Source organism: Enterococcus sp. AZ128 (assembly GCF_051714485.1).
Classification (GTDB): Bacteria; Bacillota; Bacilli; order Lactobacillales; family Enterococcaceae; genus Enterococcus_A.
Genome location: NZ_JBIORZ010000008.1, coordinates 1 through 18,068 on the forward strand (window position 1 = coordinate 1; position 18,068 = coordinate 18,068).

General features: G+C 42.6%; 22 protein-coding genes. All 22 read right to left on the minus strand.

Going from position 1 to position 18,068, the window contains the following annotated elements; genetic code table 11:
- On the minus strand, positions 1-1,091 hold a 1,091-nt coding region (locus tag IGI38_RS24540), incomplete at its 3' end, for a peptidoglycan recognition protein family protein (protein ID WP_438734564.1).
- Between the two features lies 1 nt (position 1,092).
- Positions 1,093-1,299 (minus strand): hypothetical protein, encoded by a 207-nt coding sequence (locus IGI38_RS24545; protein WP_438734565.1) that lies wholly within the window; start codon positions 1,297-1,299, stop codon positions 1,093-1,095.
- A 2-nt stretch (positions 1,300-1,301) separates the two neighbouring features.
- A complete protein-coding gene (locus tag IGI38_RS24550) occupies positions 1,302-1,646 on the minus strand; it encodes a hypothetical protein (protein ID WP_438734566.1) in 345 nt (114 codons plus the stop codon).
- A gap of 49 nt (positions 1,647-1,695) precedes the next feature.
- Positions 1,696-3,111, minus strand: a complete 1,416-nt coding sequence (locus IGI38_RS24555; RefSeq protein WP_438734567.1) for a BppU family phage baseplate upper protein — start codon at positions 3,109-3,111, stop codon at positions 1,696-1,698.
- On the minus strand, positions 3,111-5,303 hold the full coding sequence (locus tag IGI38_RS24560) for a phage tail spike protein (protein WP_438734568.1): 2,193 nt from the start codon (positions 5,301-5,303) through the stop codon (positions 3,111-3,113). Before IGI38_RS24560 ends, IGI38_RS24555 begins: the two co-directional genes overlap by 1 nt.
- Positions 5,300-6,061 (minus strand): phage tail protein, encoded by a 762-nt coding sequence (locus IGI38_RS24565; protein WP_438734569.1) that lies wholly within the window; start codon positions 6,059-6,061, stop codon positions 5,300-5,302. The genes IGI38_RS24560 and IGI38_RS24565 overlap by 4 nt, the downstream gene beginning before the upstream one ends.
- On the minus strand, positions 6,061-9,534 hold the full coding sequence (locus IGI38_RS24570; protein WP_438734570.1) for a tape measure protein: 3,474 nt from the start codon (positions 9,532-9,534) through the stop codon (positions 6,061-6,063). Before IGI38_RS24570 ends, IGI38_RS24565 begins: the two co-directional genes overlap by 1 nt.
- Positions 9,527-10,195, minus strand: a complete 669-nt coding sequence (locus tag IGI38_RS24575) for a Gp15 family bacteriophage protein (RefSeq protein ID WP_438734571.1) — start codon at positions 10,193-10,195, stop codon at positions 9,527-9,529. The genes IGI38_RS24570 and IGI38_RS24575 overlap by 8 nt, the downstream gene beginning before the upstream one ends.
- A 2-nt stretch (positions 10,196-10,197) precedes the next feature.
- On the minus strand, positions 10,198-10,563 hold the full coding sequence (locus tag IGI38_RS24580) for a hypothetical protein (RefSeq protein ID WP_438734572.1): 366 nt from the start codon (positions 10,561-10,563) through the stop codon (positions 10,198-10,200).
- Positions 10,564-10,683: 120 nt separating this feature from the next.
- Positions 10,684-11,115 (minus strand): phage tail tube protein, encoded by a 432-nt coding sequence (locus tag IGI38_RS24585; RefSeq protein ID WP_438734573.1) that lies wholly within the window; start codon positions 11,113-11,115, stop codon positions 10,684-10,686.
- 15 nt (positions 11,116-11,130) lie between these two features.
- Complete coding sequence (locus IGI38_RS24590; protein ID WP_438734574.1) at positions 11,131-11,517, minus strand: phage tail terminator protein; 387 nt, start codon at positions 11,515-11,517, stop codon at positions 11,131-11,133.
- Positions 11,518-11,862, minus strand: coding sequence for a minor capsid protein (locus IGI38_RS24595; RefSeq protein ID WP_438734575.1), 345 nt, complete (start codon positions 11,860-11,862; stop codon positions 11,518-11,520).
- Entirely contained in the window at positions 11,862-12,203 is a 342-nt protein-coding gene (locus tag IGI38_RS24600) for a putative minor capsid protein (protein ID WP_438734584.1), read from the minus strand. Before IGI38_RS24600 ends, IGI38_RS24595 begins: the two co-directional genes overlap by 1 nt.
- Positions 12,197-12,601 carry a hypothetical protein gene (locus IGI38_RS24605; RefSeq protein ID WP_438734576.1) on the minus strand — a complete coding sequence of 135 codons (405 nt, stop codon included), beginning with the start codon at positions 12,599-12,601 and terminating at the stop codon, positions 12,197-12,199. The genes IGI38_RS24600 and IGI38_RS24605 overlap by 7 nt, the downstream gene beginning before the upstream one ends.
- Before the next feature lie 38 nt (positions 12,602-12,639).
- On the minus strand, positions 12,640-12,909 hold the full coding sequence (locus IGI38_RS24610) for a phage tail protein (protein WP_438734577.1): 270 nt from the start codon (positions 12,907-12,909) through the stop codon (positions 12,640-12,642).
- 17 nt (positions 12,910-12,926) lie between these two features.
- Positions 12,927-13,760: a N4-gp56 family major capsid protein gene (locus IGI38_RS24615; RefSeq protein WP_438734578.1), complete on the minus strand. Its 834-nt coding sequence runs from the start codon at positions 13,758-13,760 to the stop codon at positions 12,927-12,929.
- A 20-nt stretch (positions 13,761-13,780) separates the two neighbouring features.
- Positions 13,781-14,389 carry a phage scaffolding protein gene (locus IGI38_RS24620; protein ID WP_438734579.1) on the minus strand — a complete coding sequence of 203 codons (609 nt, stop codon included), beginning with the start codon at positions 14,387-14,389 and terminating at the stop codon, positions 13,781-13,783.
- A gap of 96 nt (positions 14,390-14,485) precedes the next feature.
- The gene (locus IGI38_RS24625; RefSeq protein WP_438734580.1) at positions 14,486-14,671 is read right to left on the minus strand and encodes a hypothetical protein; all 186 of its coding nucleotides are present in this window, start codon (positions 14,669-14,671) and stop codon (positions 14,486-14,488) included.
- Positions 14,672-14,683: 12 nt separating this feature from the next.
- Positions 14,684-14,944, minus strand: a complete 261-nt coding sequence (locus IGI38_RS24630; protein WP_438734581.1) for a hypothetical protein — start codon at positions 14,942-14,944, stop codon at positions 14,684-14,686.
- A gap of 12 nt (positions 14,945-14,956) precedes the next feature.
- Positions 14,957-16,114: a phage minor capsid protein gene (locus IGI38_RS24635; RefSeq protein WP_438734585.1), complete on the minus strand. Its 1,158-nt coding sequence runs from the start codon at positions 16,112-16,114 to the stop codon at positions 14,957-14,959.
- Positions 16,114-17,598 carry a phage portal protein gene (locus IGI38_RS24640; protein ID WP_438734582.1) on the minus strand — a complete coding sequence of 495 codons (1,485 nt, stop codon included), beginning with the start codon at positions 17,596-17,598 and terminating at the stop codon, positions 16,114-16,116. The genes IGI38_RS24635 and IGI38_RS24640 overlap by 1 nt, the downstream gene beginning before the upstream one ends.
- Before the next feature lie 59 nt (positions 17,599-17,657).
- Positions 17,658-18,068 (minus strand): terminase large subunit (locus IGI38_RS24645; protein WP_438734583.1); only part of this gene is annotated, 411 nt, incomplete at its 5' end.

The following is an 18,068-nucleotide window of genomic DNA, read 5'->3' on the forward strand; positions in this document are numbered from 1 at the left end:
CCCATCTCTTGAATCTGTTTGAGAACGATTGGTGCGTCATGATCGTTGAATCCTTCCCCTTTGATGCGAACATCGTACGTGCCGTAAGAATTCGCCTCAGCATACGCCTGCCCATCCAGTAAGATATCCTTCAAGAATTTACGCATGTGAACATCAAATGGATTTTTCCCACTAAACGCGCTTGCTGGCATGTTGCGCGCTTCAATAGTAGCTGAATCCTTATCGCCGTTTACAATGGCAACATTTTGTTGCATGTAACCAGGATAATAAGAGCGAAGTTCCTGCCTCAGACGATTCACTGATTTATTCAATCGATTTCCTTTTCCAGTCCTAATCGCCAACGTATACCGGCCATCACTTTGTTTAACAGCTTTCACTTGATCACGAAGCAATGTCCATGAATAATCTGTTTGAACACGCTGAACCATCTTAACAGCTTGATCTTTAGAAACATTGTCGATCGCAATTCCGTTTTTAGTTCCTGTTGGCGTGCTAGGTGTTGATGGTGTAGAGGTTCCATCTACTCCATACAACAAATCATGCTGTAGCTGAGCCTTACTAATTCCCATCTGAGTGAGATACGTGTATGGATCAACATGATCGCCGCCATAATTTTGCGTAACCCACCAATGAGATTTAATCCCCCGCCCCGAACCATCTAAGGTTAACGGAATGTTATAAGTTTTTGCTGCATCACGAGCCAAATCAATATACGCTTTGTAGTTCGTTTGAAATTTGGCTTTATTGGTTGTATGCTCTAATTCAATTTGAACAGGACCATAAGGGTTAGCATTTAAAGCACCCCAACTGACATAGCCCCATTGCCCAACACGATAGTCAATCCCGTAATCACCAACAATATCAGTGGTGTAGGCATTTCGCCAATTGTTACGCATATACGTGGCTTCATTCCGCCCGGAAGGTTCACGCAAGTTTCCTGTTTCATGCAAAATGATATAATCTTGACTTGCTAAACGCGAATCGCCTTCACTTGCCCCCAAGTTAAACTCATTGTTGACAGTATAGGCAAAACCATTAATTGGCAACAAAAAAAGAGCTACGACAGCTCCAAGTAAAATTTTCTTTTTCATGCTAGTCCTCCTCGTTTGTTCGGTTTGCATCGACAAGGCCTTCTCCAATGATGTAGGCAATCAGCACCGAACCGGCAGTGACGATCCCGATGATTTTTTCAGCGGTTCCCGCATCTACGTTGAACGCAAACAGAACGGCAGTGACAAACCCCACGACAGCTACCCAGAACTTTCTACTTGTTAATTTAGCTTTCCAATCAATCTTCATTTTTACTCCTCCTTCGGTTTGTTATTCGATAATGCTTTCACTTTGTTATACAGCGTCTCTCCGGTACCGTTGCCGTTTAAGCCTCGGTACCCACGCCATAAATAATCCAAGTTCTCTAAATCATCGACAGGAATCCATCCCTGCTCAATGAAATAAGAACATTGCGTGTAGATTTTATCGTGCAAAATAGCCAAATTGGCAAATTCCAAATTCTTAAACCGTTCTTCTGTTTTCGCTTTGGAACTAACAACCGTTCGCCAAATTTTGACCGCAATGGAAATAACCGTTCCCATCCCCAAAGCGACCAGCACACTATTTATTTCTATCAATTTTGCTAACAACTCCACATGACTACCCCTTCCTCTCTCAATATAAAAAGCACACCCGAAAGTGTGCTTAAACTGATTTCATTTCTTTAATATATGTTCCCCTAACTGAACCCTTCCAAAGTTTTCTATCAGTCGATCTTGTGGATACGCTAGTCCATATAACATCGCCTGCTTTCAAGTTCATTACACACTGTGCCATACCAGAGTGAGATAGATTAATGGCAGTGTCTCCAGCGTCCATACCATACTTGATTCCATCATAACGAGTTGTTCCACCATTGAAGTAGAAATAAAAATAATCTGTATAAGATACAGATGAATTCCCGCGACCTTCTTGTAATTGTTGAATTAACAAAGTCGCATCTCTCTTCATTGTCAAAGTCGTTTTGTCAGAACTTAGAGTAAAGGGCAGATCATCAATAGTATGAAATAAATCAATCGATTGAATATCACCAATAGGAAATTTATTTCCTGAAATAACGTCGGCTAATTCTACAACCGTTGATTTGTGAGAAATATATACTTCCAAAGGAATGTTGGCTTTGTTAAATCCAGCTAACGTTTTAGGGGAAACCAATTTGTCCGCTGCTTTCCCTTCGTTCACTTCTTCCTGAGTAGCCATACGAGATGTGACATGCTGGTTCACACCCATTGGCGTCATAAACTTATTTCCTGCAATCCCCTGTTCTGCATCAGTCTGATTGGCAGTCGCGTAGTTGTCCACGTTACCGAGCTGGACATTCTCTTTGGTCAAGTCCGTTTTCTTGGCAAAACGAGTATCGGACTCTTGTTTGGTGTAGAAGTTCTGATTTTGGAATTCTTCCAAGGCTTCCGCAATGGTCTCAACCGCTTCTGTTAAAGCATCGGAAATCGTATTTTTGGCATCCGTGGCGGTTTTTTGAACCGATTCCTCGTATTTTTTTATGTCCGCTTCCAGAGTGACAAGTCGCGCCTTCATTTCCGAAACGCGTTGATCAAGTGCCTTCATGTAGGCGTCTTGTTCCTCTTTCAATTCTGCAATATTCTTCTTTTGCAGCTCTTGTAATTCTTTGACCAGTTTATTGTATTCCGTGATGACCGTTTCCGCTTCTTCTGCGGTGATGTCGGCGTTTTTCAATACAATGATTTGAAAATCTTCGGTTGTCGCGCGTTGTTTCCCTTTAACGAAAGAAAAATAGGCACGTTCGTATTTACCGGCAACAGAAAACGCCCGATTGGGAAACGTATATTCAAAAATTCCTTTGCGTAGATCTTTCTTCACTACGCCTTCGGTATCAAATACTTTCGATTTTCCACCTGCCAATACCCCTTCAAAAGTGATTAACTGGTTGGTCAATTCAAATTCTTCATCACGTTTTGACGTATAAATCGTCACTGTCTGTGTGTCTTCGTCACCTACACGACCGTAAATGATCGGAAGAATACTCAATTCGGTTGATTTTGGGTCTTTGGATATATCCAGATGTAGAATCTTATTCGCCATCAAATCCCTCCTCTGTGGTATTTCCGTGTCTTCTTTTTCGATTGCATCAGTTGTTTTTCTAGACGCTCGACTTTTTCAATTAACTGTTTGTTGGTCAGGCTATTCAACATGATTTGTTTCGTTGTATCGATTCGCAAGTAGTGGTCTTCGTCGCCTTCTGTCGACAGAAATGGTGAGTACTGAGCGATCAACCCGAGTTCTCTTTTGTCTGACGGCTGCGCATTTGGATCCTGCGTTTGGTAATTCTGCTTCCGGTTGAACTCAACGAAGTTCAATTTTTTCGTTTCTAAAATGCCGTCTACCGTTGTTTCCTCGATCTTTTCCTTCAATCGGATGTCTGATTGGTTGTAAATCTTATAGCCGTTCATATTCAAGGAAGAATAGAAATTTGCTTGCGTATCATTTTTGATTGTGAGTTTTTTGTCTACAAATGTTCCACCACGGAGATTCACACCATCTCCAGAAATTTCAACACCAGATAAAATTTTATTATTTCGAGCGTAATGCAACCATAAGGCCACTTGCTCTCCTAATAGATTTGTGACTGGCGAATCGGTGGCATACCCTTTTCCCATCTGAAACCTAGTATTTTTTACCAATCCCTCACCCGCCTGGATACTCACGCCTCCGGCCGATTCCATAGCCATAATTAAGGAAGAGTCCCCGACGTTCGTTGGGAAAAAAAGGCCAAATTCTTTTCCTGTTCGATCCTGAAACTTGATTTCTCCACCGGAAATAAGTATCTTTCCGTTGTCGCCGGTTGTTTCAAACGTACTCCCAGAAATTGCAACACCAATGATATTGATTGCTCGCAACGTTCCAGTAGTTATTCGATCGGCAACAATAGCGCCATTATTCGTCATGGCTAGGCCATACGTGCCATTGTAGCCTGTTGAACTAAAGCCAAGCCCGCCAACATTCCACCGCCAGACTTTTTTTGCGGTGTTGATATCGGTTGTATCCATGATCAATATTTCTTGTGGATCAGCGTAGGAAGGATAAACCACCACATGCCCCTTGCCAGGGTTATGAATGATATCCGACGCTTCTTTTTGGGCTTTTTCTAACCAGTCCACTTTCGTATAGAGTTTGTCGGTATCGGGTTGTGCGTCCTCGACAAACTTCGCAAAGTCGGTGCGTGCGTCACCCAATTCCACCGATTCATACGTATCTAGCGTGACGTTCCAAACGGTCTTGATCACTTGGGCTGTGGCATTGATGCCTAGATCATTGAACGCTACCGTGATGGTGTCGCACAAATCCAGCTCTTCTAATCGCTTTAATTGCTCCTCACCAGTCGCACTGGCCAAGTCAACAAATTTCGTTTTTATGTTCACTCTTGGAACACCAACGTTGTTACTCTTAATGAATTGCTTGACTTGTTGCCGCAGGGCGTTCACGTCTTTTGGGTTCCTGTCGCTAAAATCCACCATCTGAATGCGGCGCTCGGTGTAGTTCCCGACATAGTCACTGTCGATACTCGTTTCAGGCAGCGTGAGGATTTTTTCCTCGTCGCCACTTCCTACTTTCGCCCAGCCATAAACGGAGGTGTAGGTATTTTCAATGGATTCTTCTTGTTGAATATCCGTTAGATTTTTCCCATAAGCCACAACCACATTGGTATCTCGCCCAGCTCGTGCCAATAATTTCACTTCATTATTATCGAACAGGTATTCCCCACCGAAGTTATCCAGAATTGATCCTCTCACGCCACCTAGCACATCTTGTGCGCTGGAAAATTTCGAAGGATCGGTAAAATCAATCGAAGAGTGTGTGGTCACATCACTGAAAAAGGAAAAATCTCCTTTGGGTTCCATCCGGTCATGCAATTGATTCAAAGCCGTTTGAGCTGGAATGTCCTTGAATTGAGAACCGAGCTTTACCGCCGAACGCAACAGCTTGAAACTGTAATGTTCGCAATAAACTTCTACGATGCCGTTAATCGGCTTTGTGATAGTGGCAATTTCAAACTGCTGTGCTTTTGCTTCCAAACGAGCGCCTGCATCTGACACAATCCAACGACCGATTTTCAATTCAGGAAATAACATACCTTTGACTGGATACTTGAAACGCAGGGTATACTCTCCGTGTTTTTCCCTTGTGACTTGTGGATTGATGGCATCCGTCAAAGGACCAATGCCCAAAGATTGCCAGTTATTATTCTTCTTATCGTGTAAAATAATCGTACTCATACCGCTAACGTCCTCCATCGGGGTCGAATCTTTAAATCACTGATATTGTTGTAGCTGATTTTATTTCTACCTGGTTCTAAGGTAATTGGGTGATAGCCCTCTGTTGAGAGTAAGCAATGCTTAGAGACGTTCACGCCACCTTCTTTATAGGCAATGCCGTTTTCTGAATCGATCGTAATTACGCCTGTACCCGCTTCTTTTGCGATCCGAAAAGGTCTGCCATTGATGTAAATGTTGCTGTCTAACGAAGCGTTTGTTTTCGTAAACGTCACAAATGGCAGGCTATGAAAAGGTTCAGGGTTCGTAATTGTTTGCCCTGGTTGGATTTCTCGGAAATCTTCCCCATCCAAGCGGAACACAAACGGTTGGCATTTAAAAACCAGCTCGACATCTAGCCACTCTCGTTGTTCATCTCGAGCTGTGATCCCTTTGAACCCGAAAGCTTTGTAATAATATTCGGGGTACTCGCTAAAGAGTAATGGCGAATACTGCGCATCCGCATACAACCATGCGGCAATATCTCGTAATTGCAGCGCCACCGTTTTGTTGGGCTGTTTAAACAGCCGTGCAGGGAATCGTTTTTCAATGTCCTTGTACTTTCGGCGATCGTAAATGACGTCTGACTGCCGACCATCAACTTCTTGAAAATCAAGGGAAGCCTCTGCAACCACAAAATCGATCTCATTCAGCAGTCTTAGATTATATTCATTCGATTTCCGCCCTCTAAATTGAAAATAGGGATAATTTGTGAAATCCATTAAAATCGCCTCCTTGATTTTCGTTCTGCCGATTGCGCAAGCTTTTCTCCGGTTTCTTCAATTGATTGGTCATTCGATAAATCCGCATGCTCAATCGTAAAATTGAAGGTTGGACTGTAGTTTTCTGTTCGGCTAGCTGACTGATTGTTAATAATCTGTCTGCCGATTCCAGTTTTTCCGATCGATTGCCCGCCACCTAGCGCTAATTCTGGGGTAATTACTCCGAATGTTTTTTCGGAAAGCGCACGCATGGAGCGGACCACTTCTGACGCATCTTTATCGATTCCGACTGCAATCCCCTGAGGAATAAAGCGACCTACCTGGTCTCTCATTACACGAGAGGGCGAATGAATATCTAGTGCGTTTTGGATCGTTTCCGTAATTTGGTTTGCAACATTTCTTGCGGCATTTAGCGCAGAATTGGCGTTTGCATTGATCCCGTTTGCAAGACCAATCATGGCATTTCTACCGCTATTTTCCATAGAATCGGCAATCCTATTTGTTGCTTCAATCATTTGATCTACCACAGACGAGATGCTCTGTTTTGGCTGATCTTTGCCGTTTTGAATGCCGTTATCCAACCCTTTAGTGACATTTTCACCAATTTCATGAAATACTCTAGATGGACTGTGAACGCCTAATTTATCTTTCGCTTTCTCGGAAATCCCTGAAGCTAAATCCGAAGAAGCTTTTTCGGCATCGGATTTCCCTGCTTTAATTCCCTCTACGGCGCCTTTTGGAATATTTTCCCCGATTTCTTTTCCGCCTTTTTTTGCTTTTTCTTTTCCGGCTTTTGTGGCATTGTCAACGACGCCTGACAGGGCATCCTTCACTTTGCCGTCGGTTCTTGAAGCTTCGGCAGCGATATCACTCGTCATATTGCTACCAGCTTCTCCAAAGTTTGCGTCTTTCATGCTTTGCGTCAAGGTGTTTTTAGCAGTCGGCATGATACTAGCGACTTCTTCGTTGACACCGTTTTTTCCTAGCTCATAGCCTTCTTTCATGGCATTCATTGCAGTTTGAGAAGAATTTCTATACGTTTCGTTCAACGCTTGAAGTTCTTCGGCACTACGAGTATTTAACTCTGCCGCTTGTGCCGCTCCTTCTGGTCCCATCTTCCTTAACTGTTCAAGTAAGCCTTGATCGACGTGCTTTTCAGCCAATTCGGAAATATTTTTCCCCCAACTCGCAATCGCTTCTTGGTTTTTCTGCATATTCTCAATCATCTGATCTACGGAAATCGCTGATTTCTGTTGGATTTGATCAAACGCATTTCCGGCTTTTTCTTCTAAAGATTGGAATTCCGCACGCATGCTTTCCATAACTTCTTTTTGTACAGGGCTTAAGGATTCAAACGAAATTTTCTGCTCGAATACGCCATTTTTTACCGCTTCGGTCACGCTTCCCATCGACTCTTCATAAATTTGGGTCGTATTTGTCAATTCCCCTTGAAGGTTCTTTTGTTGCTGAACCAATGATGCTTCTTGCTCGTCAAGCTCCTTTCCTGCTTCTGCTACTTTTTTGTAGCCAGCAGGACTATCAGCCATTGTTTTATTTAACGCTTCGCGCTTGTCTTTGATTTCAGACAATTTGCCCTCGATCTCATTTCGCTCTTTCACAATCTCGTTGATTTGTTCCTGTGCAGTTTGCGCTTGTTTCAGATCATTTAAAGCGGAAACTTGTTCCTTGATCTGATCCGGCGTTTTGGACAACGAATCATTCTGCTTATCGTACGCAAGGTTTAAACCCTCCATCGAATTATTTAATTCTTCAACGGCTTTTTCCATGGCGTTCTTGTCTTTTGTTGACTTGTTTTCTTGTTCAGACAAGCGTGCAATTTCACTAATTAACGTTTGCGTGCTCTTTGAAGACCCTTCTAAGGCAGACATTTCGTCTTTACGGTCTGCAATATGTTTTTCGGTCTCTTCGGCAAGTGTCTTTGTTTCTTCGGTTAGTTTCTCGAACTCTTCACGGGTCTTTTTCGCCGCTTCTGGTTCTTTATTAAAGTGTTTCCACAATGCCACGCCTGCAGCCACTAGTACGGTGATTGCTGCCGTGACCCAACCAATAGGCCCTAACAAGGCTTTAATTGCTACATTAAACGCTGTCGTTGCTACTGTAGCTAAAGAAGTGGTGCCAGCTAATACGCTTTGAGCAACTCCGAATGCTGCTGTCGCAATTTCTGCGGCTTTCGTTCCGACGAGGTATAGTTTGATCGCTGCTTCCGTTTTAGTGAGAGCTATTGCTACTTTTTGAATGATTAGTATTGCCGTAAGCGTTGTAACAAAGTCTTTGAGTATAGAGCCATTACTTTTGAGGAAATCAAGCATTTTACCTATCGCATCCCCAAGTAACTTGACCGGCGGAACGACCTCTTGCAATGTTTCTATCATTGAGCGGAACAAATCAATCGCTATACCCACAGAGGCAGCAACAGTTGCCGCAAAAAATTTAAGGATTTCTGTAGCAACCTTGATGGTTGAAGCCACAATAGTAAATGCGGTTTCAGCAATTTCTTTGAACAGCTCTAACGTTTTAGTTGGTAAATCCCCAATGGCTTTAGCTACAGCTTTAAAGGCTGGAACTGTCGAGCGAACGACTTTTTCTATAGTCGTAAACGCCGCGTTAATCACTGCTTTCAATCCATCAATGTTTTGAGCAATTGTTTTACCTGTCGATGCTTTGACGACATCGTCTAACGCTTGCAAAATATTGGCTAAGCCTTTAATGACTGAACTTTTCAAGTTTTCAAATGAGGTGCCAATTCCTTCACTGTTGATTCTCGCAAGTTTGGCCAATTCGCCAGTTCCGGTTCCCAATTTGATTAAATGGTCTTGAAATTCCTTAAAGGTGACCTTTCCATCTTTCAACGCGGCATACAAATCGGTCTGGGCAGTTTCACCAACAAAACCCATAGCTTCAGCGGTTTTTTGCAAACCAATCGGCATGGTTTCTTGCAACGTACGCCAAGATTGCATGTCTACCTTGCCAGTAGAAAGCATTTGAATGTATTGTTCCATTCCGCGCCCTGCGTCTGCCGTTGATGCACCACTGGCTAACATAGCGTTATTCAAGGCAATCGTGGCATCCGTGGACTTATTCATGTTCCCGGTGACTGCTGTCATACGTTGCGCAGTAGAAACTACTGTATCTAATCTTGTAGGCAAGCCATCAATGCCATCTGCCAAACGCTTTACTGACTTTTTCGAATCATCTGCGCTGAATCCTAAGGCCTTCATTACTTTGGGATATTTTTGCATCGTGTCAAAACGACTAATCGCGGCATCGACCGAATCTTTCAAAACATTGAAAGCGACAGAAGCAATCTTTACTGCGCCTAAAGCAGCAGCGATTTCCTTAATCCCTCTGGAGGATTTCTGTCCTTTCCCTTCCAATTGGTCTAAATCGCTGTTTAGTGTACGAATCGGACGTCCGTCCGCATCTACAGCAATCACCACTCTTCCATCAGCCATGTATGCCACCTCCTTCTAACTCAGCTAAACGTTTGCGAGCAAAGGCTTCTTTTTCTTCGCCAGAAAGCGAATTGAAGTACATTAACTCTTCGGCATCTTTTTGCGAAACCCCTAATGCATAGTATTGTTGCAATCGTTTCATTTGGCGTTTTTCCTCTAAAGTGGTCTGTTCGTTTGGTTCCCATTGGCGAATCCGAATCACTTGAGCCAATTTAGAGTCTTCACTTAAGTTGTTTAACAACGCCTTAAACTTCGCCCAATGCAATTCCCCGCGTTGTTCTAGCAAGTCGATGCCATAATCAAAATAAAAAGACGCAAATACAATATCTGCATCTTCCGTCAAGGAGTAACACTCTTTTTTTTCGTTGGTAATGTCCTCTTTTTCCAGCGTTGCTTTTACCACTGAAGGCTTTTCGACCAATACACAGGTTTGGATAACCCCTTGTAAAATTTGAAGCTGTTCTTCCACAGGCAAACCCAAAAGTGGCGTCTCCTTCCCGAAAAACAATTGCAACGCAAGCATAAATCGGGTGTGTTCTGTCAGGCTGCCATCCGCCCAAACATCAAAAAAACGCAGAACCGTATCATACGCCATATGAAGTTCGTAGCGTTCCCCCTGCCATTCGATGGTGTCTTCAATTCCATAGGCGAATGTAAACATCGTTACTCACCTAAATATTTCTTCGATTTCTCACTGATCAGGGTTTCTTCGATCGCTTGTGGTAATTGTTCGTTTAGCTCTGCTAAAATATCGGTGACAGAAGCAATCGACCCCACTTCTTTGTAAATTTTGTCAAATGCACCCGAACCTAGAAGATAATCAAAGGATCTTTTAAACAGTTTTTTAGTTCGCTCGATCCGTTGTTTTTCGGAAATATCTGCTGTTACATCGATTTTTTTCACCTCAGCGAGCGTTTTGTCATACGTATCTCTCAACTTCAAAATTGCGTCGTCGGATAAATCAAATTGAAAGGTGTTTTTCCCGATTTCAACAGGAACGAATTTTCTTTTTGCCTCAATTTTAATCATGCTATTACTCCTCCTAAACAAAAAAGAGGCGTGTGCACGCCCCCCTTTTTCGTTTTCCTTATTTCAATGCTAGTTTTGCCCCATCAATCGTAGGTGTGACGTCTTCGACGATAGGGCTTTCTACTTTCCCTCTTTTTTTGATTCCGTTGGCAAACCTTCAAATGAGATCGTACATTTGAATTCTGACGGATCGTTTGCATCCCCACCGTGCGCCTGAATGTCACTGACTTTTGCAGGACCTTCAATAATCGTTCCATCAGGTTCGACTACACGCAAATAGCAGCTTCGTTCATTCAATTTGAACAACTTCGCACGCATGAAATCCTGTGCCTGATCTCCGTATTTCCGGTGCCCTTCAAACGCATAGGACACCGTCACGCTCTTGGTGAATTTGGAGGTACTCCCGTTTAAGTCATAGTACGCGATATCCTCACTATCTTCTTCAAAGTCCGGCGCAATACTTGTAATTCCGCCACCGATTAAGATTAAGTCTTTCTTTGTATTTCCGATATAGTGTTTCCGTAAAAAATTTTGGTAAATAGTTGCATCCATGTTTTTGCTCCTCCTCTAATAGGTTGTAATCGTTGCTTGAATCTGCAACAAAAAAACAAACCAATCTTGCTCTTGGGGTTGCCCAAGGAAAGGTTTGCTTGCAATCGTTATGTTGTTAAATTGAAATGAATTTGTGTGACTATCTAAATGATCCAGTCGTTCAATGAAATCCGAAATCTGCCATAAGGTGGTTTCCACCTTTGCTGGATCGTTGGATTGCATTTCGATTTCATAATTTAGCTGCTCTTCTTTGGTGCCATCGTAATACCGCGTGCCCACTTGTCCCCCTGGGATTGGATAGATACCCAAACTCTCCTTTTCGGACAAATAACCTTTGCGTATTTTAATGGGCAAATCTGGTATCGTATTAATGGCATCACATAGCCGATCGATAAAATCCATCTAAAATCCCGCTCCTCTCAAAAAGGCACGCTCCCATGAAGCCATGTAAAGCCCTTTTGCTTGTAAATCCCATCGTTTACCAGTGCCGGGCGTGCTATAGTTTCTAAAGACCGTTTTGCCATTCGTTCCGTAAAACTGTGCTTTGGCATACGGCATGGAATAAATGATCTCTGAGCCGTCACGCGCAATGGAAACTGCTTGTCGTAAATGGTTGTCTTTTTTCGGAACAAACGGATGCATGTCCGCCAACATTTGATTGGCTAACGCTCTTCGCCCCTCAATCATAGCTTGTGGACTAAGTTTTGCCCGAATGCCCTCAACGTCAACTTTGACATATCCCGCCATTAGATCGCCCCTAGCTCATAAGAGTAAATTTGATCCACGTAGGGCTCCTTAAACATGGCTGCACTGACGATCTTATGTTCAATACCATCGAAAATTAATGCATCTTTTTCTTTGAATGCTGGTAGCGGATCCGTGAGTCCTGCGTAGCAGAACACCGTAGCGTTCCACAGAATTTTTTCTCCTTTGCTATCAAACATATACTTTGGCTTACGATCAATCCGAACATGCCGAATGGGCTCATATTTTCCGTACAACGGTTTGTTATAGTCACCTTCGCCAAGATACGATCGATGAACCATTTCTTCAACCAGGGTTTCGATTGGTGGTTTTTGAACTAACATACTGGACACCCCCGATACAATACCCCGGTTCCTTCGAGATAAATATAGATGTCATCTGCCACTAGCGACTTACTTTCATTTGCACCACCAGCGTTGTATCGACTGCTGTTGGAAATAGTTGTAGCGCCAATCCTGACGGTTTGAGGGGCTTTATTCAGCCCTTCGAAAGTGTCGGCGTCCAATTCATCAAAATAGATGATTTGGCTGCAGAGCGCAAGTTTGAATTGTCTCACACGAAAACCGATCGGGTCTTTTGCAAGGTCATGCAGTTGGTAAAAGTGATTGGTCACATGATCCAAGACACTTGATGCTTTAGGTAAAAATTGGGTGAACCGCTCTTTTTTGAAGGCTTCTCGCCCAGTCAGTTCTTTAAACTCTTCAAACGTCAGATATTCCATGACTGCCTCCTTTCAAAATCAAAAGGCTAGTCAATAGACTAACCTTCATTTGGATCTGTTAGTGTCAAAATATGACTATCTGTGAATGAGCCTTCTGCGGTTTTCACAGTAGTCGTATACATTCCATCCCCTACTGCATCCGTCCATGAAATCAAACCAGAAGCACTAACTTTCAACCCAGGTGTTTCGGGCAATATTGAAAAGCTCACTTCTTTGTTTGAAGCATTTTCAGGAGCAACAACAGCGGTTAATTGTCTGGTTCCAGCAGTCCCCGCGACTGCCGAAGAGGTTTTTGGCGATAGTGTCACGCCTGTAGCGGGGATTGTTACTCCCCCGCTTTAATTCGAACGATTCTTGTTTCGTCAACTAGTGCTACGACATAGTGTTGATCGGCATTGAATTTTGTCAACTTATGGTCAATGTCTCGTTCGGATTCCGCTAATAAGCTACGTTTCAAGAATGTTTTCAGCGCACCCGTCTTGACGGCAATTCCTTCATTATCTTTGATTTTTTTAGATCGAACAATTTCCCAACCTAGCAATTCCCCAAATGCACCAGATACTAAAATCTTGTCCCCTAATTGCGAAGCACGTGTCCAGTTCTGACCAGCTAATTTACGTAATTTAGCTGCATCCTTGTAGGATAGGAACAAAACGCCTACTGAATCCGTTTGTTCGCCTTCAATGGCGTCTGGAGCATCAGTAAAGGTGTTTTCTATTTGATCGATCAAGTCTAAATCAATGGCATGATTCACAACTAAAGTGGCCGTGTTCGCTACTTCTAGAATGTCATTATCCACTTTAGAAGCGATTGACATTCTCACTTGGCTTTGCGCTTCTCCCACTGGATTTCCATACCCAGATAAAACCGATTCATCCGTTAATTTGACCCCTTTACCGGCTTTTTTAATCGACCATTTAGCCGTTTCGGTTTCTAGTAAAGAATAATCAATTGCTGCGCCTTCTGCTACATCTACAGCGTCGCCGATGTATTTGTACTTCGGTACAGTGATAGTCGACCCAGGTTGTCCTTGTAACGTGGTATCCACTGGTGCGATTCCTGAGAATTTGATTGCTTCTGGTAGTTGCGCTGAGATCATTGGTGCTAAGACCTCCGGATCAACTAGGTTTTTTAACATGGTTAATTCATTTTGTGCCATTTGTATTTCCCTCTTTCCGATTAATAATTTTTAGTTAATGCTTCAAAAGTAGTTGGATCATTATCTTTCATTTCTTTTAACTCTTGGTAGCTGTATTCAGTTAAGGCTTTCGTTTCACCAGTCGCGCCCTTAGGATTTCCACCAGGGAAAATCTGCGGTGTCGGGCTTGGTTTGTTTTCTTTCTGAAACAAGAATGCTTTGTTTTCTTGCAAGCCCTTCAACTGCTCGTCAAACCCTTGTAACTTTCCGTCTACGACTTTGATGGTATCTTTGTCCAACTGCGCCAACACAATGTCTTCATCCAGTGCATGGGCTTCTTTCAACGCTAGTTTAATCGCAAAATCCTTTTGTTGTTCCGAGAGTTGTTTTTCAGAATTGGTTTTGGCTTCATTAAACTTGGTCTGTAAATCCGCCAATTGTTGCGATAAATCTTCGTTGCCTTCAGCTGCTTTTTTGAGTGTGTCCAATTCAGATTGGTTCGAGTCAAGTTGTTCTTTGAACTGATCTCGCTCTTGCTCTGCAGTCGCTAAGCTTTGATTCAATTCATTCACTGTTTGACCATGTAACGCCATGATTGAGCCGATTTGCTCGTCTGGCAAACCTAATTCTTTTAGTTGATCTCTTTTCATATCTTTCATCCTTTCGAGTTTTAACGTGGCAACGACCACGATGGAGTGAACAGTTTAACGCCATATTCAGGGCAAAATAAAAAGCCTTCACGGCGGCTAACGAGATTTTGGATCACCAACCTGACGGGCACTGTCTGCCTCGGTTGATTCAATTTTGTTGTCCGGTGGTTTCTTTTGTATCTGATCGATCAAGTAGCGTTGGTAATTTTTATCAAGTCCTTTGAAAAATTCCATAAAATCATTTTGTGAGTTGCCTTGTTTTACTTGTTCGTGGGTTTCCATCAACTTCACTCCCTATTCGTATTGGGCTTTCAGTACATCCATTTCATTTAGTATTTGTTCCGCAAGGGCTTCTTTTTTCTTGCCAGGTTTCGTGTTGCGTTGACGGAACAACAAACCACGAATATGCTTATTCGTGTAACTGTGCGTGACTTTCCCTTTACAATGGTTACACTGGGCGTAATTATGCTGCACACTATCGCCTAGTTTGTCTTGTTTCATGATCAATGGTGTTAATTTTTCGCAATAACAACATCGGAACAATTGTTCACTCATGGTTTCCCTCCTCTAAAAATCGTCATATCTGAAATCTTTCAACAGTGTGTTGATTGGGGTGTACACTTTTTCTCGTGCGTAATTTCGGCTTAAATACTCGTTAGAGCCCACAAGCTCCCTCATTTTTGCTTGTGTTGCACGAATTTTTCGCCCCCAAGCTTGGGCATTGTCCGTTTGTCCTAGCGCTTCTGAAACCATCTGATTCTTTTTGAACTTCACAATCCGTCGTTCTAATTCCCGTTGTTTTCGAGTTAATGCCGCAACTTTGGCATTGTCATTCGGATCGTATTTCGGTAGATTGTTTGTATTGACCCCAGGAATAAACGGAACATGCAAATGCTGACAATTCACACCTCGATGACCACCCGGTGCGCCATAATCTGCTTGCCAGTAGGGATCGTAAATGCTTTTATAGTCGCTTTCTGGCGGTACATCTTCGCGAAGGTCGACCACATGCCCTTGAATTCTTGAACACGCAGGACGTGCCCCCATATGACTGGTTACCAACACAGTGTGAATGCCATATTCCGCCATACGCTCTTTTCTTAACTTGTCATAGGTATTTCCAAGCGTTGATTTTAACACCGTTCGAATGTACCGTTCTAAGCTCCACGTATGACCGCCTTTATCAACGAAGGTGGAACGAATACCCTTTTGCGCCCATTGTTGAAGCGTGCGCTCTAGCGCTTGCTCAAATGTAAAAAGACCGCTGTTAAACGCGGCCGTCGTTTTGTTGATTATCTCTTGATACATCAGCGTTGGTGCTTGACCATAGCCAAAGTTAGTAGATAGCAATGTCTGATTGACATAGTTATTGATATCACCCCATACTTGGTCATGGTAGGCTTTCATAATGTCGTCTAAGTGATTCGGTTTTGGCAACGGATCATATGGGAGCTGACCGTCTATATCTTTGACAATCTTTTGACCAGCGCTTTCAAACATACGAGTGATTTCTGATTCGGCGATTCCAGTAAATTGTGAAATTGCTTTGACGGCATCCTTATTGAAAAGGTGTAATTCTTGCAGTTTTTCACGTTGCCACTCAAGGATATCCTCGTGCCCCGTGTTCAGACGCTTGGCGATTAGACGGATCAGTTCGCCTTCTAACGATTGATAAAGGTGTGCCATGTTACTAGACCAGATATCTAATTGATGAGGTGTGAGCATCACTCATCAGCTCCTAGCTCTCGTTGTTCCAAAAAGGCTTGAATCTCAGCTTGATCAAGCCCAGTCTCTTGCGTTTGGATCAACTGAAACCATTTAGCAGCCTCTTCCTCAGTTAGTTTGAACAACCCTTCTAACGCTTTGGTGGTTGGAACTAAACCGGCTGTTTTCGCTTTACTATAAAAATCCAACTTTTGATCCAAGCTTTCAAAAATACCGTCATCAAAATCTACGCTGATTTCTTCATAACTAGGAATTTCACCAGAGTAGAGTTTTGTTCCGCCTTCCACGACTGTTCCGGCAGCTAATTCAAGGACTGAAATAACTAATCCTTTGATGAATTTTTCCACTTCGTTGCAGTGCATATTGCGTGTTCGATAGGTTAACGAGTTCTCGCTGACAATCTCAGTTGCTGTTTTAACGGATTGACCATCAAAACTGAACGTTCCTACAGATAGTTGCATCTGCATCTCAAGCGTCTTCATGAACTGGTTTATCGCCGTAATGTACTGCTCTGCTCGGATATCATTCGTAATATCCTTAATCAGTTCCTTCTCGTCGTCCATCCGCATGGGGCGATAAACATTGACATCTGGATCAAAAATGGGGTTCATGGTTTGATTTTGTTCATCAGGAATGTAATTTAATACATGGTCGCTAATAACAACAGTTCGTTGCCCCATTCGAATTTCCCAATTGAATTGATCGAACGTATCGTTGATCTGTTTCAACGTATTCACCGCATTATCACAAATACCAATACCTAAAGGGCTATACAAACTAAAATTGTTGAATCCAGCAGGTTTTAGGTAATTAAATAGGGGCTTTGTCATGGCTTTTAAGGTAGTTGTCTCTTCCAAGCCTTCGTATTGACCGTTATGCCCTAGCGTTACACGATTTCCGATTTGTCCGGCAAATTCCGAACGGTACAATTCGTTGGTAATTACGATGTCGCCGTTTTTCCATTCATGGAATTCTAGTAGCGTGTAGAAAATGGTCTTCTTATTCTCCACTTCAAGCGTTTTAAACACTAAAACACCTTCGGCAATGCCATTCGACGTTGAACGAAGCGGATAGAAGGCATTCGCCAACGCCCAAGAAAACTCCATTTCTCCAGTCTCTGTATCGACGTAAGGTCTGACTGCTAAACCACCAGCTACGAACATTGGTTCGAGATATTTTGTCATGTTCTTTTTGAAATCATTATGTTCAAAAACGTGTTGAATATACTTGTTCGCTGACTCATCATCTACGGTGATTTCTACCTGCTCATTAAACACCAAGCTTGCCATCATTTCTGCGGTCAGTTTGCGCATATTAATGGTCATGTATTTTCGCTTCATGATTTCATTGTTTGAATTGATGTATTCTATCCTGTCATACTCATTACGATATTCTTTAAAATCTTTCTCAATACGCTCTAGTTCGATTGGATCGATATTCACTTTTGGATGATCGTTTATCGAGTTTAATGTCTGTCCAGTCAATGCATAGCCCCCTCTCTTGAATAGATTTTTTACACTTTGAATGAGTCCCATGGTTTCACCTACCTTTTTAGCTTCCAATCTCTGGCATTATCAATGCAGGCGTACTTGAACGCATCGACGCTGTGATCAAATTCCTTAATTACTTTTGGATCATCCGTATTCAAATACTTCTCATCAAATTGGTATCGCTTGTGCTCTTCAATGAAGAGTGTTAAATCGTCACAATTAGGCAACCCAGTCTTCATTGTCGGTTTTAGATAATAAAAACGCCCCTGAGCTAATAAGTCATGGACGTAATCAATCATATCTATATTCTTTTTCTTAGCTACTGGATGCCATCGTTGGCCGTAGTCTTTGTAGTATTGATTTCTTAGTCCGCCTTCAGCGCTATCAATGGTTCGCTTCATGATTCGAGCATTGCCTACATATTCATGGCTGGACGTCTTAGTTACAAACTCATGCAGCTCTTT